This is a genomic window from Sphingobacterium sp. LRF_L2, from assembly GCF_965644235.1.
Taxonomy (GTDB): Bacteria; Bacteroidota; Bacteroidia; order Sphingobacteriales; family Sphingobacteriaceae; genus Sphingobacterium.
Genome location: NZ_CBFFRI010000003.1, coordinates 535,517 through 552,658, shown reverse-complemented (window position 1 = coordinate 552,658; position 17,142 = coordinate 535,517). Strand labels below are relative to the sequence as shown.

Annotated in this window: 14 protein-coding genes; 4 read left to right on the top strand and 10 right to left on the bottom strand. The window is 34.8% G+C overall.

The annotated features are described in order from the left end of the window. Positions 1-21: 21 nt before the first annotated feature. The 8 genes from ACSZOX_RS08435 to ACSZOX_RS08400 all read right to left on the bottom strand — a co-directional run bounded on the left by ACSZOX_RS08435 (position 22) and on the right by ACSZOX_RS08400 (position 8,535). Positions 22-825 carry a phosphatidate cytidylyltransferase gene (locus tag ACSZOX_RS08435; protein WP_437919428.1) on the bottom strand — a complete coding sequence of 268 codons (804 nt, stop codon included), beginning with the start codon at positions 823-825 and terminating at the stop codon, positions 22-24. Next, positions 815-1,033, bottom strand: a complete 219-nt coding sequence (locus ACSZOX_RS08430; RefSeq protein WP_437919426.1) for a putative signal transducing protein — start codon at positions 1,031-1,033, stop codon at positions 815-817. Before ACSZOX_RS08430 ends, ACSZOX_RS08435 begins: the two co-directional genes overlap by 11 nt. Next, positions 1,014-1,940, bottom strand: a complete 927-nt coding sequence (locus ACSZOX_RS08425; RefSeq protein WP_437919425.1) for a CPBP family intramembrane glutamic endopeptidase — start codon at positions 1,938-1,940, stop codon at positions 1,014-1,016. Before ACSZOX_RS08425 ends, ACSZOX_RS08430 begins: the two co-directional genes overlap by 20 nt. A gap of 71 nt (positions 1,941-2,011) precedes the next feature. Continuing rightward, complete coding sequence (locus tag ACSZOX_RS08420) at positions 2,012-5,284, bottom strand: S41 family peptidase (protein WP_437919424.1); 3,273 nt, start codon at positions 5,282-5,284, stop codon at positions 2,012-2,014. 207 nt (positions 5,285-5,491) lie between these two features. Further along, positions 5,492-6,235, bottom strand: coding sequence for a zinc ribbon domain-containing protein (locus tag ACSZOX_RS08415; RefSeq protein ID WP_437919422.1), 744 nt, complete (start codon positions 6,233-6,235; stop codon positions 5,492-5,494). Continuing rightward, positions 6,235-7,332, bottom strand: a complete 1,098-nt coding sequence (locus tag ACSZOX_RS08410; RefSeq protein ID WP_437919421.1) for a Nif3-like dinuclear metal center hexameric protein — start codon at positions 7,330-7,332, stop codon at positions 6,235-6,237. Before ACSZOX_RS08410 ends, ACSZOX_RS08415 begins: the two co-directional genes overlap by 1 nt. Further along, positions 7,322-7,810, bottom strand: coding sequence for a hypothetical protein (locus tag ACSZOX_RS08405; protein WP_437919420.1), 489 nt, complete (start codon positions 7,808-7,810; stop codon positions 7,322-7,324). The genes ACSZOX_RS08410 and ACSZOX_RS08405 overlap by 11 nt, the downstream gene beginning before the upstream one ends. Before the next feature lie 11 nt (positions 7,811-7,821). After that, positions 7,822-8,535: an SAM-dependent methyltransferase gene (locus ACSZOX_RS08400; RefSeq protein ID WP_437919419.1), complete on the bottom strand. Its 714-nt coding sequence runs from the start codon at positions 8,533-8,535 to the stop codon at positions 7,822-7,824. 120 nt (positions 8,536-8,655) lie between these two features. Here ACSZOX_RS08400 and apaG point away from each other — a divergent pair, with 120 nt between their 5' ends. The 4 genes from apaG to ACSZOX_RS08380 all read left to right on the top strand — a co-directional run bounded on the left by apaG (position 8,656) and on the right by ACSZOX_RS08380 (position 14,771). Next, a complete protein-coding gene (apaG, locus tag ACSZOX_RS08395) occupies positions 8,656-9,042 on the top strand; it encodes a Co2+/Mg2+ efflux protein ApaG (RefSeq protein ID WP_437919418.1) in 387 nt (128 codons plus the stop codon). 181 nt (positions 9,043-9,223) lie between these two features. Beyond that, positions 9,224-11,092 carry an ABC-F family ATP-binding cassette domain-containing protein gene (locus tag ACSZOX_RS08390; protein ID WP_437919417.1) on the top strand — a complete coding sequence of 623 codons (1,869 nt, stop codon included), beginning with the start codon at positions 9,224-9,226 and terminating at the stop codon, positions 11,090-11,092. A gap of 62 nt (positions 11,093-11,154) precedes the next feature. After that, complete coding sequence (gene mnmG, locus ACSZOX_RS08385) at positions 11,155-13,014, top strand: tRNA uridine-5-carboxymethylaminomethyl(34) synthesis enzyme MnmG (RefSeq protein WP_437919416.1); 1,860 nt, start codon at positions 11,155-11,157, stop codon at positions 13,012-13,014. A gap of 77 nt (positions 13,015-13,091) precedes the next feature. After that, positions 13,092-14,771, top strand: coding sequence for an Ig-like domain-containing protein (locus tag ACSZOX_RS08380; protein WP_437919415.1), 1,680 nt, complete (start codon positions 13,092-13,094; stop codon positions 14,769-14,771). Between the two features lie 30 nt (positions 14,772-14,801). On the opposite strand, the gene ACSZOX_RS08375 is transcribed toward ACSZOX_RS08380, so the two are convergent. Both ACSZOX_RS08375 and nadB read right to left on the bottom strand, forming a co-directional pair. Then, complete coding sequence (locus ACSZOX_RS08375; protein WP_437919414.1) at positions 14,802-15,311, bottom strand: gamma carbonic anhydrase family protein; 510 nt, start codon at positions 15,309-15,311, stop codon at positions 14,802-14,804. Between the two features lies 1 nt (position 15,312). Beyond that, on the bottom strand, positions 15,313-16,905 hold the full coding sequence (nadB, locus tag ACSZOX_RS08370) for an L-aspartate oxidase (RefSeq protein WP_437919413.1): 1,593 nt from the start codon (positions 16,903-16,905) through the stop codon (positions 15,313-15,315). Positions 16,906-17,142 lie beyond the last annotated feature (237 nt).

The window sequence follows — 17,142 nt, the reverse complement described above, 5'->3', positions numbered from 1 at the left end:
GTATTCTCTTTCAAAAACTCATCAAAACACCACAAATTTTAGTAACATATACACTAGAGGTGCTGCCATAAGTAAACCATCGAACCGGTCTAAAAGTCCGCCATGTCCCGGCAAAAGATTACCAGAATCTTTAACACCGAGATTACGTTTGAGCATAGATTCTACCAAGTCACCACATGTACCAAAGATTCCAATAATGAAAGCCATACACACCCATTGCCATCCGAGTAAAGAACCAAAATATTGCGCCAAATTGAGTGCTACAACTACAGCTAAAAGAACTCCTCCGATAAAGCCTTCCCAAGTTTTATTTGGCGATATACGTTCAAACAGCTTGCGACGACCAAAACTTCTTCCAGCAAGATACGCTCCTGTATCATTCGTCCAAAGCAGGATCAAAAAACCTAAGGGAATATATGCATTATAGATACCATTGATAAAGCCCAAGCTCATAAAAATCCCAAACGGGACAGCAGCATATATGATTCCAAACAAAGAATAGGATATATCCTCGATAGGTAACGAACGTTTACGAAAAAGTGCTGCTATGTAAATAAATAAAATCATAACCAACACCCATAAAAGGTTTTTCTCGCCGATAATTCCCAAAATGACCAAACTCCATAAAACTAAAGCAAAGCATGCTGCAGCAGTACCCAAAAAGATTAGCGGTTTTTTATCCTTAGCTTGTACCATTTTATAAAACTCATATACAGAAGCCGTTCCTATTATAGAAAAAAAAGTAAGAAAAGAATAAGCTCCAAATAACACAGCTCCTATCAATACCGCAATAAAAAAGAATCCAGTAATTGCCCTAGTCCTCATTTATTTCTACATTATAAGTATTAACTATTTCTGTAGCTTTTTCTACATCTCCCTCTTTTACAAGGATTTCGATCTTACCAAATTTTAGCGAAGAATCTTGTTTATTCATAAGTACTACGACAATACCTTCTTCTTGAAGAAGGAGCCTACACATTTCACTTGACAATTCATTTGCAAAAGATCCAACTTTAACCCAACCTTTTTCCATATAGCTTCCTTCTGTTATATCGGTAAAATATAAATGCAATAATAATACTAAAAACAAAGCTGCCAAGATACGCAAATAAACCGTAAGAATCACTTTTCATTAAGGCAGCATAGTCTTTACCCGTTGAAGCATAATAGAATGCCAATACCACTACAGTCGTATTGTTTACAAAATGTGCGAAGACTGCAATCCATATATTCCGGGTTAAAACAACCAAATATCCAAATACAACTCCCAAAATAAGTCTTGGAAAAAAACCGTAGAACTGAAAATGGATAGCACTAAATATTACACCTACCACCCAAATTGCTAAATATTCATTCTTAAATACGCGATGAAAAATCCTTTGCATTGCCCCACGAAAAAATAACTCCTCACTAATTGCAGGCAAAAAGCCAATAATAAGAATATTTAACAACAGCTTATGCCATTCTTTGACCATGACAATACGCTCTGTAAGTCTTGCCATAAGATCTTCCTGTGTCCTCATCCAACCTTCAACCCCTTCCAAAAAATCCGGTAATTTCATGTGCATATTCCAGTCTGAAATTAGCGACATTAGCGGACCAAATACGTACAAAAATAAAATGGCTAAGACATACAATTTCCAGTCTGAAACATTTTGAGAAGGAAAAATTTTTACCTGCCTGTTTAATCTTTGGAAATAATAGGCGGGTACTAGAAATGTACCAACAGAACTACTTGCGAGCAAACAGTAATTAAAATAGATTCCCTCTTTTTGCCCTTCGCCTGAACCTATAGAAGAAAGGATATTGAGATCACCTGTAAGTAATGCCCCTAAAACCAAAACAATAAATTGAAGACCAATTGTAAAGAGGAGTGTGATCCCCATCAATATCAATAAATCGGACCAAGGACTTTTTTCTGATTTCTCTAGTGCGTTCATGGCTTAAAAATAAACAATCCTAAAATTAGAAAACAAAATAAGGAGCGAAATTTCGCTCCTTATTTTGTTTTCTAATTAATCCGAACCGGATCTTTTGGATCTTTCAAGTCTTTATATGGATAACTACGCATCTCCTCTAACAATAGATTGATTGTATGTTCCAATTGTGGATCTCTCCCTTCTAAAAGATCTTTTGGCGTTTGCTCTACAAAAACATCAGGAGAAACACCTTCATTTTCAATAATATAATTACCATTCAAATCAAAAATCCCGAAATTTGGAGATGTAATACTACCTCCATCTAAGAGTGGCGGATATCCGGATATTCCAACCAAAATCCCCATAGTGGTACGACCTACTAATTTTCCCAACCCTTTAAACCGGAACATATATGGCATCATATCACCTCCAGATCCAGCATTTTCATTAATTATCATTGCTTTAGGACCATATATACCATTGCCAGGCGTTGTAAAACTCTTTCCGTCCCTTATTTTCCAACCAGAAATCAATTCTCTAGAGAGTAGATCTATAACGTAATCTGCAACCGATCCACCTCCATTATTTCTTTCATCAAGCAACAACGCCTTTTTATCCATTTGAGAAAAATAATAACGGTTAAAATAATTGTATCCATCTTGACCGGTATTTGGCATATATACATAGGCAATTTTACCATTACTCAAAACATCTACCTTTTTGCGATTGCGTTCTACCCAATCCATCTTCCTCAGAGCAACTTCATCCGTAAATGAAATCGGCTTGACAACAATTTCACGAGCTCCTTTCAGTGAAGGCACGTTATTAATTTTTAAAACGATTTGCTTATCAACTGTATTTTCAAGCAACTGATACATATTTATACCTTTAATTAACGCTATGCCGTTAATTGACACAATATATTCCCCTTCTTTAACATTTAAGCCAGGTTCTGCAAGAGGTGCTCTAAAAGATGGATTCCAATCTAAACGGGTATATATTTTCTGAATCCTATAGCAGTCATCAGATACATCCAAATCAACTCCAAGGGTTCCTGTATTAATGGCTGTAGTTGTCGGTTGATCCCCTGGATAAATGTAATTATGGCCAACAACCATTTCCCCCATCATCTCATTCAGTAAATACCCTAAATCTGAGCGGTGTCCCACATAAGGTAAGAATTTTTCATATTTAACCTTTACTGCATCCCAATCTACACCATGCATATTTTCCACATAGAAAAAATCCTTTTGCATAGACCAAACCTCATGAAAAACCTGTCTCCATTCTGCCTCGGGGTCAATCAGTTGCTTAATCCCCTTGAATTCTAGTTTACCACTTCCTGGCGCCGGCTTCTGTCCTGCGTTAACAACATAATAATCCTGTCCTCCTCTATATATCATCTTTTTACCATCCGCACTTAGCTCAAATCCATTTGCATTTTCAACAATAATTTTATCTTCTAACTTTGCCAGATCGTACACACCTATCGATCTCCCGCGCATATAAGTCAATATATTCTCGGTAGCACCGTCTAGTTTGTAATAACCCGGCTGAAGAGGTAATGCCACAATACGGCCATGAATATCATCTAGATCAATAATCGTTTTAACGTCCTTTCCTTTCGCTGTATCTTTTTCTTGTCCTTTCGATTCTGCTTTTCCTTGATTTTTTTCGTCAAGTTGCTCCTCTTTAAGCTTTTCTTCATCACTCTCATTTTTGAAAAGAGAAGGTGTCTCTTTGCTCAAGATTAAAGCATATACGTTATAACTAACATTTTTCTCATAGGCCGACATATGGAGTCCAGAATTTGTCAAACCAGTATTTGTACTAGCAGAAAAGAATAGATACTTACCATCTCTACTAAATGTTGGTTGCATTACGGCACTCATACCATCTGTGATTTGTACCTGTTGTTTGGTTTCCAAATTATATAAAAATAACGTACGTATACCATTATTAAGACTTTTTACATAAGAAATCCAATTAGAATCGTACGACCAAGAAGGTTGAAAATGATTAGATGTTCTACCTGTAATAGAACTTGACCGATCATTATCTACCAACACAATTTTCTTCGTTTCTATATCAACATAGTATAAATTAAGATGTGCGTCATTGTAAAACAGCTTTTTGCTATCAGGCGACCAAGTAGGTTCAAAATAAAATCCTGTTTTTCCTAAGGAAATATATACAGGATCCTCTTTCGCCATTTGATCCCTGAGCACAAGTTCATATTTACCATTTTTATCAGAGATAAAAGATATCCATTTACCATTTGGAGACCAAGCGGGATAACGCTCATGGGAAGAAGGTGAATTGGATATATTCCGAGCATCTCCCTTTTCTTTTGGTACAGAGAAAATTTCTCCACGGTTTTCAAACAATGCACGTTGTCCGGTAGGTGAAATAGCAAATCCACGTATATCATTTCCCATATCTATGTAATGAGGCCTTTTATACATCACATCTGGATACACTTGGACAGGTATATGTTTAACTTTATTATCATCTGTATTTAAGATATATATTCCTCCTTGATATTCAAAAGCCAATTCTCTTCCGTTGCCTGTCAGTGTCCGCACATCGTAGTCTTTAAAATTAGTTAACTTCTCGAGCTTCTTCGATTTAATATCGAAGCTATATACATTTACAATTTTATCTCTGTCAGAAAGAAAATAGACTTTATCACCAAGCCACACGGGTTTTACATCGTTACTGTTTTTACCAGGAATAGCTTCAACAGACTGTGTTTGCGTATCAAAAATCCAAACAGAGGGCATACCTCCTCCACGGTATCTTTTAAAAGCAACACGGTCCCGTTCTGTGGGATCTGTATTTTTTATGTAAGCCCAATAACGTCCATCCTTAGAAGGACTTCCCTGATAAGATTCTGGCATTAAAAGCGGACTGGAAACATCTGCATCCAACGAAGACTTATACAAACGAGATCCTAATGAATACGTAAATTCTCTCGTTGTGGTAAAATAGACTTCCTTATTATTTAGCCAACCACGTAAAATATCAGCAGCGGGATGATAGGTTACTCGTTTAGGGCTTCCACCATAAATAGGTACTGTATATACATCGGTATTTCCATCGTAATTACCTGTAAATGCAATATTCTGCCCATCAGGAGAAAATATAGGATTTTGTTCAACACCTGGATTAACGGTCAAACGTCGAGGATTATCACCTGTCTTATCTGCAATCCAAATATCCCCAGCGTAAACAAAAGAGATATGTTTATCACTAATACTAGGACTACGTAAGAGAAACGTTTCTTGCTGAGCTTGTGCAGCACTAGAGAATAAGATGGTAGAATACAGTAAAACCTTACAAAGGTTATTTTTTTTACTCGTCATATCGTTAATTAGCTGATGTTTTTGTTCAAAAATAATAGAAATTAGATTAATTACCTTTACATATCAGATATGTTGCAATAAATACAGTATTTATTGACTCAGATCTTGAGAAGTAGAACTTTTCTAACGATTATCAAAAAAATAATTAAATAAAAAAGGCTAGGAATGTGATACCTAGCCTTTTTTATTTAATTATTTAAAATACAATTATCCGTTTTCTTCTTCGAAGACAACTCCTTCATCTACAATAATCCTTCCGCAGTGTTCGCATATGATTATTTTCTTTCTCTGGCGTATTTCAGACTGTAATTGAGGAGGTATCTTATTATAACATCCTGAACAGCTATCGCGTTCAATTGAAACTACGGCCAAACCATTGCGAAAAGAGCTACGCAATTTATTATAGACCTTAAGCAAGCGATCCTCAATATGCTTAGTTGCTTCTTCAGTTTTATCAACCAAAGCATCTTCTTCTTTTTGTGTTTCAGAAGTAATCGTTTCCAATTCCTGCTTTTTCACATCAAGCTCACCCTTGCTATAATCTAAATTTTTCTGCGTGGCTTCGTAAGCTTCTGTTTTATTTTTTATTTCGAATTCAGCTTCACGAATACGTTTCTCACAAACCTGAATTTCCAATCCTTGAATCTCGATTTCTTTGGATATAGCATCATATTCGCGGTTGTTTTTCACCTCGTTAAGCTGTCCTTCGTACTTTTTGATTGCTGCTTGCGCATCCTTAATCATATTTTTACGCTTCACAATAGAATCTTCTAGATCATCCAGATCTACTCGAATCTTTTCAATGCGCGTATCAAGACCAGCAATCTCATCTTCAAGATCGGCTACCTCAATAGGTAACTCACCACGTACCTGGCGAATTTTATCTATCTTCGTGTGAATGGACTGCAAGGCCCATAATGCTTTTAACTTTTGTTCTACGGTTTGTTCCATTAACTGTAGTATTTTATAGGATTTGTCTCTATTTCTGTCAATAGAACAGCAAAGTTAACAAATTTTTTCTGAATTACTTCCAATAATAATTCTTGTGTAAATTGTTCACTTTCAAAATGTCCAATATCAGCGATTACAATTTCATCTTCTGCATCAAAAAAATCGTGATACTTATAGTCAGCTGTTATAAAAATATCAGCCCCGGATAGCTTAGCTTCTCTCAATAAAAAGCTTCCAGCTCCACCACAAACTGCCACTCTATTAATAGGTTTATCCAACAATCTGGTGTGTCGGATAAGCTTTAAATTCATCTTATCTTTTAAATAGGCTAAAAAATCAGTAGCGGTGGAAGCAGTGGATAGATTACCTATTACGCCAGCACCAACGGTATGCAGTTGATTTCCTAATGAAAAAATATCATAAGCAACTTCCTCATAAGGGTGAGACTGGTACATAGCTAAGAGTACTGATCGTTCCTTGATTGCAGGATAAATTATTTCAATCTTCGTTTCCTCCACTCTCTCTTGAACACCTATCTTTCCAATGAGGGGATCAGCACCTTCTAAAGCACGAAATGTACCATATCCTAATGTATTATAACTACATTGATCATAGTTACCTATTCCTCCAGCACCAGCAGAAAACAAAGCATTACGAACAATTTCCACATGGGTTCGCGGCACATAGACAATCAATTTTTTCAATAAACCCACTTTAGGTTGCAATACAGCTTGACATTCCAAAGCTAATTTATCAGCAATCTTACTACTAACGCCGCCTAAAACATTGTCCAAATTTGTATGAATAGCATATATGGCAATTTTATTTTGAATAGCTTTAATAACGACACGCTCCACATAATTTTTACCATTAAATTTTTTCAATCCTTTGAAGACTATAGGATGATGAGAAACAATAATATCACAACCTTTGGCTATAGCTTCGTCAACAATATCTTCGGTACAATCTAATGAAATCAATGCTTTTTGGATTTCATCATCAGGATCCCCTACGATTAAACCCGAATTATCATAAGATTCTTGGTAAGATAAAGGAGCTATAAACTCCAAATATTGCGTCAACTCTCTAATTTTCATACTGTTCATTTTGAGCTATATAACCCTTTCCAAACTTGCGTACATGCAACTTCAACAAAGTTTTATATTGATTTACCTTTACCCAATACGTAATAAAATACACCAAATGCAAAATAGCTATAGTAGTCAAAATAAAAACAGGCAAAGGAATGTTACTTAACAAAAATGTCCAAGCAAATAACATTCCCCATTTTCTGGTAGGTTGCTCCTCAACTTCTATTTTCCGATCATAAAACTCGTTATTTAAAGAATCTGTCAACCTTCTAACAACTTCGAAATTCCAATAAATATTAAAAAAAGGAACAGCAATAAACCAAGCTTGATTTGGAAGTATGCATTGATTAGTCTTCTTTACTAATCTTAGTGTAGTATATAGTGTGTAGGCAAAAAGAATCCATATTATCAATCGTATAATTATTCCGATAATAAGAAAATATAAAACATCTTCGGTAATAGTTTCAGGCAACATTTCTAACATCACTCAAGAAATTAATTTACATATAATAAAAATATCGTTGGCTGTTTGTGTAGATCTATTTTTCGGTTCTTCCAATCCGCAATGGAAAGCGTAAGAATAAATTGATCATTTGCTGTCAAATTACTAGCTATACATAGTTTTGTCTCCTTTTTACAGCTTTTTAACAACTCCTCAAATAATGTATTATTTCGAAATGGCGTTTCTATAAAAATCTGCGTTTGACGTTCTTTTTGCGACTGCAATTCCAATTCCTTAATCTTTCTAGTTCTATCACTCTTATCAATAGGCAGATACCCATGAAAAGTAAATTTTTGTCCATTAAATCCAGATGCCATCAAAGCTAATAAAATTGAACTAGGACCAACCAACGGAACCACTTTTATACCTCGTTTGTGGGCTTCAGCAACCACATCAGCACCAGGATCGGCTATACCGGGACAACCAGCTTCCGACATCAGCCCCATATCTTTTCCTTTTAAAAGCGCTTGAAATAATTCGGAATAATCGATTTTATTTCTGAGATGCTTACCATAATCGTGCATAACCAATTCACGTTGAGGCTTCAATAAGCCTGCTTCTTTCAAAAATCTCCGCGCAGTTTTTTCATTCTCCACAATATACTCATTAATATTCTCAATAAGTTCTTTGAAGTAAAAAGTATAAGACGCGCGCTCGGCATTAACAGCTAAGGGCACAGGAAGAAGGTATAAAATTCCCAATGACATGTCCAAAACTACTAAATATTAGGTTCATTGTTATAAAATGAACAGTAAAGTATTTAAAAGAAAATTTGAGGTTTCAATATTATTTAATAATTTGGCTCCGACTAATAAGTTTATTATCAAATGACTACACAGATAACAGAAGGTGTTCGGGTATCCGTAGATGTTATTTATCAACCGGAATATTCCAATCCAGAAAAATTACATTACATGTTTTCCTATCAGGTCACCATTGAGAATCTAAGTGCCTACACAATACAACTACTAAATAGACATTGGGATATCTTTGATTCTTGTGGCGATTTTAAACAAGTAGATGGAGAAGGAGTTGTTGGAGAACAACCTATTTTAGCTCCAGGAAGTAGTCACCAATATATTTCGGGTTGCAACTTAAAAAGCGAAATAGGCTATATGGAAGGCTATTATGAAATGTCAAGGCAATTAGACGATAGCACATTCCTAGTGGATATACCAAGATTCAGTTTAATTGCAACTTTCAAATTGAATTAAATTCTACTTCAAAAGTAAATAAAGCGAAGAGAAGGCTCACTACACGACAAATACCCCAAATATTTACTTATTTTTGTGCTTGGATAGATATATCCCAACTAAAATTGTATTATAGCAGATTTAGTGGATAAAAGTTGTATTTATTAAAATACAACTATTTGGTATTCAACAAATTAAAGAAGTGAGCATATTATCAACGGAACAACTCGGTCATTCTTACAATGACAAATGGTTATTTAAAAATCTTCATTTCGGTCTTCAAAAAGGGGATCGCATAGCCTTAGTAGGCATTAATGGCACAGGAAAATCTACATTACTAAAAATATTAGCAGGTTTAGAAATTCCTACTTCAGGAAAAATTGTAAAAGAAAAAGGTCTAAAAATAGGTTTTCTGAATCAAGATCCAAATTTCGATGGATTAAAAACGGTTAATGATTTCATATATAGTTCAGATAATGAGCAACAACAATTAATCAAAGAATACGAATTTCTTCTATCATCTCCTGAAATAGATCAAAACAAACTAGCCATACTAACAGATAAGATTTCGGAATTAGAAGCTTGGGAATACGAATATAATATAAAAACCATCTTAAATAGGTTACAAATTATAAATTTCGAACAGAACATCAGTGAATTATCTGGAGGTCAAAAGAAACGATTATCACTAGCAAAATTATTGATAGACGAACCGGATGTATATATTCTTGATGAACCAACGAACCACTTAGACATAGAAACCATAGAATGGTTAGAGAAACTATTAACTACAGGAAACAAAACAGTTTTATTGGTTACACACGACAGATATTTCTTAGACAATGTTTGTAATGAAATTCGCGAATTGGATAGAGGTGAAGTATATCTATACAAAGGAAACTACACCTATTTTCTAGAGAAAAAGGCTTCAAGAGAAACTATAGATATTGTTATGGCCGATAAAGCGCGAAATCTAATGAAGAAGGAATTGGAATGGATGCGCAGACAACCACAAGCTCGTGGAACAAAATCAAAGTCACGAATAGAAGCATTTTATGATCTAGAAGAAAAAGCGAAAGGTCCTAAGAAAAATGACACCGTTCAATTATCGGTAAAAGTATCAAGACAAGGATCAAAAATTGTAGAAATTGAAAACATAGAAAAATCTTTCAATAACCAAACACTGTTTAAGAATTTCACCTATACCTTTAAAAAAGGAGATAGAATTGGCTTAGCCGGAAAAAACGGAACAGGAAAATCTACTTTTTTAAATTTGATAACCCAACAGATTCATCCAGATTCAGGCACGATTGACGTAGGGGAAACAACGGTATTTGGATATTATAAGCAAGGTGGACTAGAATTCAAGGAGAGCGACAAAGTTCTAGACGTAGTAAAAAATGTTGCTGATTATATACAAATGGCTAATGGAGATACTTTAACAGCTTCTCAACTTCTTACATTATTCTTATTTCCTCCAGAAAAACAATTCAATTTAGTAAGTAAACTTAGCGGCGGAGAAAAGAAACGTCTTCACCTTATGCGTATACTAATGAAGAGCCCCAACTTCCTCATTCTAGATGAACCTTCAAATGATTTAGACATAGACACACTTAATGTACTCGAAGAGTTCTTAGATAATTACCCAGGAATATTAATTCTAGTATCACACGACAGGTATCTAATAGACAAACTTAGCGATCAACTTTTTATTTTCGAAGGAGAGGGGCATATCAAAATCTATAACGGAAATTATGCAGATTACAAAATAGAAGAAGAAAGTAAAACAAAAAATTTGAAAGAAGAAAACAAAATCAAAGAAGAAAAAAAAGATCAACAAACAAAACAACCCACTGAAAAGAAAAAGCTATCTTATAAAGAACAAAAAGAATACGAGTCACTAGAAATAGAAATAGAAGAAATAGAACTATCCATCGCCATAAAGCAAGAATTTCTATCAAACTCAACAAACTACGACGAACTAACAAAAACAGCAACAGAAATAGAACACTTAAAAAAATCGCTAGATATAAAATCAGAACGATGGTTATCACTAGCTGAATTATCATAACGTTTCACGTGAAACATATATAAAAAAAATAAAAGTTCCACGTGAAACATATAGTTTAAATCATGTTTAAAAAATACAATGTAATAGTAGTAGGTGCAGGTCATGCTGGTTGTGAAGCTGCTGCTGCTGCTGCAAATCTAGGATCTTCGGTACTATTAATAACCATGAATATGGGTGTTATAGCACAAATGAGTTGCAATCCAGCAATCGGAGGAGTTGCAAAAGGACAGATCGTTCGAGAGATTGACGCGATGGGTGGCTATACTGGAATTATAGCCGACAAATCTACCATACAATTTAGAATGCTTAACCAATCTAAAGGACCAGCAATGTGGAGTCCACGTACGCAAAATGATAGAATGCGTTTTGCTGAGGAATGGCGATTAACATTGGAATCTATTCAAAATATCGATATATGGCAAGATACCGTAAAAGAAGTAATAGTAGAGAACGATAAAGCAAAAGGGGTTATCACATCGTTGGGTATTAGAATTGAATCAGATGCTGTTATCCTCACCAATGGAACATTCTTAAATGGGATTATCCATATCGGCGAAAAGAAAATAGGAGGGGGAAGAACAGGAGAAAAGGCAGCTACCGGCCTTACAGAACAACTAGTGTCTCTTGGATTCGAATCAGGAAGAATGAAAACAGGAACTCCACCTCGTATCGATGGTCGATCGTTAAACTACAAATCGATGGAAGAACAATGGGGCGATGAAAACAAAGGAAGATTCTCCTACACGGATGTAGAAAGACCTACAGAACAACGGTGCTGTTGGATTACCTATACGAATGATAAAGTTCACGAAATATTAAAAACTGGTTTCGATAGATCCCCAATGTTCACTGGTAGAATAAAAGGTTTGGGACCACGATACTGTCCTTCTATAGAGGACAAAATAAACAGATTCGCAGAACGGGATAGACACCAAATTTTTGTAGAACCAGAGGGTTTCAAAACGGTAGAAATATACGTAAACGGATTTTCTACTTCTTTACCAGAAGATGTACAATTAAAAGCGTTACAATTAATTCCCGGATTTGAAAATGCTAAAATGTATCGCCCAGGCTATGCTATAGAATATGACTATTTTCCACCAATGCAATTAGATCTAACACTCGAAACGCAAAGAGTAAGGCATCTATTTTTCGCTGGTCAAATAAACGGTACGACGGGATATGAAGAAGCCGCTGCTCAAGGATTTGTAGCTGGAGTTAATGCTCACCAACGTATTAATGACTTACACGAACTAATTTTAAAAAGATCGGAGTCCTATATCGGTGTACTAATAGACGATCTTGTTACCAAAGGGACGGAAGAACCCTATCGCATGTTTACCTCTCGAGCAGAACATCGGTTACTTTTACGTCAAGATAATGCTGACATTAGGCTTACTCCAATCGCACATAAACTAGGTTTAGTAAACGACGAAAGGTTAGAAAAAGTAAATAAAAAAATAAAAGAATCTGATAAAATCGTCGAATATATGCGCCAAAATAGCGTTTCGATGGAAAATATAAATCCTATATTAGCAGAGGTAGGATCGACATCTGTAAACCAAAAAACAAGACTATTTAATATACTTAGCAGACCACAAATCGGTATAAAAGACCTAGCTACAGCAGATAGAGAATTTAATAATTTATTAAATAACTATGATAATGAAACAATAGAACAAGCGGAAATTAAAGTAAAATATGAAAGCTATTTTGATAAAGAAATGGAAATAGTCAATAAGATGAAAAAAATGGAGGATAAAGAAATTAATCCAGAATTTGATTATAAATCTCTAACATCACTTTCAATTGAAGCACGAGAAAAACTACTTAAAGTAAAACCGAGAACTTTAGGGCAAGCATCAAGAATATCAGGCGTTTCTCCCTCAGATATCAGCGTTTTAATGGTTCATATGAGCTAAATACCTGTATATCAATTAATTAATATTTTTAAATAACAAGCTTAAATAAAGCGATTTAAACGAGTATTTTTATTTATATGACTGGAAGTTTCAAAAACAATACAAACGTCTTAAAAGGCTTTAAAATAAAAAAAACACAATATATAGTCCTTTTAGGGTTCATATTCTTACTGTTGTTGACGTTCAACCGCTGTGCTAACGTACAAAAGCCTACAGGAGGACCAAAGGATTCTTTGCCTCCGAAATTATTGCATGAAGCACCTCAAAATTATTCGAGAAATTTCAAAGACAAAGAAATTGTGTTGAGTTTTGATGAGTATATTAAATTAAGCAACCAATTTAAAGAATTCAGTATTAGTCCAAATTTGGATGAACAGCCTATTTTTAAAGTTCGTAAAAAAAATCTGGTCATACAGCTTCCCGATTCATTAGAAGAAAATACAACGTATACAATTAACTTTGGAAAAGGACTTGTCGATTACAATGAAGGAAATCCAATAATCAATTACAATTATGTATTCGCAACCGGAGCAGAGCTTGATTCACTTTCGATTAGTGGCTCAGTCATCAACGGTTTCACAAAAGAATATGACAAGAAGAAAGATGAAAATGTAAAAATTCTTCTAATACCAACCTCACAAGATTCTATTTTTGGAAAACGAAAAGCCAATATCTTCGTAAATGTTGATACTTCGGGAACGTTTAAGTTTAACAACCTAAGAACAAATACGTATCGTATCTATGCTTTGAAAGAACAAAATAATGATAGAATATTTAATGGAAACGATGAATGGATAGGTTTTTTGCGAGATAGTATAGTTTTAGAAAAAGATACAAGTAATATAAAACTCGAGTTTACAAAAGCTTACCCGAAAGATTTTAGAATATTGGACAAAAAAATAGAAACTACAGGAAACATTCTATTAACGTTTAATAAACCATTGCTTGAATCTGAAATCAAAATAATCTATCCATCCGAGTTAGATACGAAAAAAATTGTAAAATACAGTGCAAATAGTGACTCAGCAAAAGTCTTTATTGAAAATATAGAGCTTGATTCTATTAAACTAACTTTAAGAAAATCAGATGAAAATCTGGATACTGTACTCATTCGCGTAAACAAAAATGCAAAATACGATAGAGAACTGAAACCGACGTTAAACATAAATAACAAAGTAGATAAAAGACAACACATAAGGTTAACAAGTAGCACTCCAATAGCTAATGTCGATAAATCCAAAATATTAATATACGAAGATTCTATATCAAGAAGGAATTTTCAACTCCAACAAGATTCAGTCAATAAAGAACTATATCATATCAGATACAATTGGCGAGCAAAGCGTAATTACGAGCTCGTTATACAAGAAAAAGCGATTACAAGCCCTTTTGATGATTTCAATAAAGAATTAAAATCTCAATTTACATTAGATGAATCGGATAATTACGGAAATATAAAATTTACTGTACTTGGTCTCGATAGTGCTAAACAGTATGTTGTGGAACTTATAGATGATAAGAAAGAGAAAGTATTTGATAAACGCTCTATTGATTCATCAAATAATATAATCTCTTACGAAAATTTTCCTGGCGGAAAATATTCTTTAAGAATAATCTATGACGACAACAAAAACGGAAAATGGGATCCTGCTGATGTATATGAACGTAGACAAGCTGAAAACATCTGGTACTTTGGAAAAACGTTTACCATTAGGGCTAACTGGGACCAAAACGAAACAATAGATATTTCAAATTAGATAAGAAAGGAGGGGTACATCCCCTCCTTTCTACTCAAACCAAGAACTATACAAAAGATAATTCTGAGGCAATTTCTGCAACATATCCAACTGATTTTCGGATAATGCTTTAATCTTCTTAGCCGGAATTCCAGCATATAAAAAACCGGACTCCAGTATACTATTTTCTAATACTATAGCTCCCGCTGCTACAATTACGTTGGACTCCACTATCGCTTTATCCATAATAATAGCTCCCATTCCAACTAATACATAATCATTTATAACACAACCGTGTATTATGGCTTTATGACCGATACTGACATTATTACCAATATCCGTTCCATTCTTCAAATAGGTACAATGTATGACTGCTCCATCTTGAATATTGGTAAAATTCCCGACTCTTATATAATTTACATCTCCTCGCACCACAGCTGAAAACCAAATTGAACAATGATCGCCGATCACAACATCGCCAACTACAGTTGCATTTTCGGCTATAAATACAGATTTTCCGAATTTCGGTGTAATACCTTTAACAGGAAGAATAATTGCCATATTACAAAATTGTATCTTTTAAAGAATTTGACTTAACCGAATAATCTGTTGTATAATGCAAACCTCTACTTTCCTTACGCAACATTGCTGATTTTACAATGAGATAGGCTACTTGTATTACGTTTCGAAGTTCACATAGTTTTACAGACAACTTGGTATTTTTATAAAAATCCTCCGTCTCTTCATGCAAAAAACCCAACCTCCGGATTGCTCTATCTAAACGAAAGTCCGATCTTACAATCCCAACATAATCGCTCATCAACTTCTGTGTTTCTCGCAAATTATGGGTAACCAAAATTTCTTCGTTAAGAAGCATCACTTTTGATTCATCCCAATCTGGAATATCTGTATCATACGCTATGTCTTGAATGCGTACTTTTGCATCTTCAAATATACGATGTGCATAAACGACCGCCTCTAGTAATGAATTGGAAGCCAATCGATTAGCACCATGCAATCCTGTAGACGAACATTCGCCGCAAGCATATAAATTCCGAATAGAAGTATTGCCAACCTCATCCACCAAAATTCCACCACATATGTAATGAGCTGCAGGCGTGACTGGTATGTAATCTTTTGTCATATCCAAACCAATGGATAGACATTTCTCATAAATATTAGGAAAATGAGCAAGAATGTCAGCCTTCTTTCGATGTGTAATATCTAAATAAACAAAATCTAAGCCTGATTTCTTCATTTCATTATCAATAGCCCTGGCTACTATATCGCGCGAAGCCAACGATCCCCTAACATCGTATTCTTCCATAAAAGATATACCATCTACGCGTCTTAAAATACCTCCAAAACCACGTACAGCTTCCGATATCAAAAAAGCTGGTGATTCTTTTGGATTATATAATGAGGTAGGGTGAAACTGTATGAACTCCATATTTCGGACTTTCCCTTTTGCACGATAAACCATTGCTATTCCATCTCCTGTAGCTATTGTAGGATTTGTCGTACTTGCATACACATGTCCCGCACCCCCCGAAGCCATAAGGACAATCTTACTCAAAAACGTCTCAATACGACCAGTCCGTGTATCCAAGGCGTAAATACCATAACAGGTGACATCTTTCGTAGATTTATCGACATGTATTCCTTTATGATGCTGTGTGATGATATCCACAGCAAAATAATGCGTTAACATCTCGATGTTAGGATGTGCATGTACCTGCTCTAAAAGTGCGCGTTCTATTTCATATCCCGTGATATCCTTATAGTGGAGTATTCTATGTTTAGAATGTCCACCTTCCCGAGCTAAATCGTAATGTTCTTCATCTACCTTATCAAAATTAGTCCCATAGTCTATTAGTTCCTTAATGCGTGCCGGAGCTTCTTTTACAACGTTTTCCACAATTTGTGGATTACATAATCCATCGCCAGCAATCTCAGTATCAACGATATGCTTATCAAAGCTATCTGATTTATCCACAACTGCAGCTACTCCTCCCTGTGCATACTTTGTATTCGACTCGTCTTCATTAGACTTAGTGATAATCAACACCTTACCTAACTCCGCAGCCTTTAATGCGAAGCTCAAACCCGCTATACCAGACCCGATAATTAAAAAATCCACCTTTTTATGTGCCATAACCTGTTATAAAGTGTGCGCTTTCTCTAAATTAGAAGAAACAAATTAACAAAATATGTGGAAAACCTGTATAAAAACCGTTAACTAAAATTGAAAACTTTTAAACTTTCCACACAGTCTACTATATTCCCACAAATCTTCCCCAAAAATTAACTAAAAATGAAGCAGATATTAACAAAATGTAAACACTAAAAAATCAACACAAAAATATGGAAAGATAAAACTTAGAAAAATCAC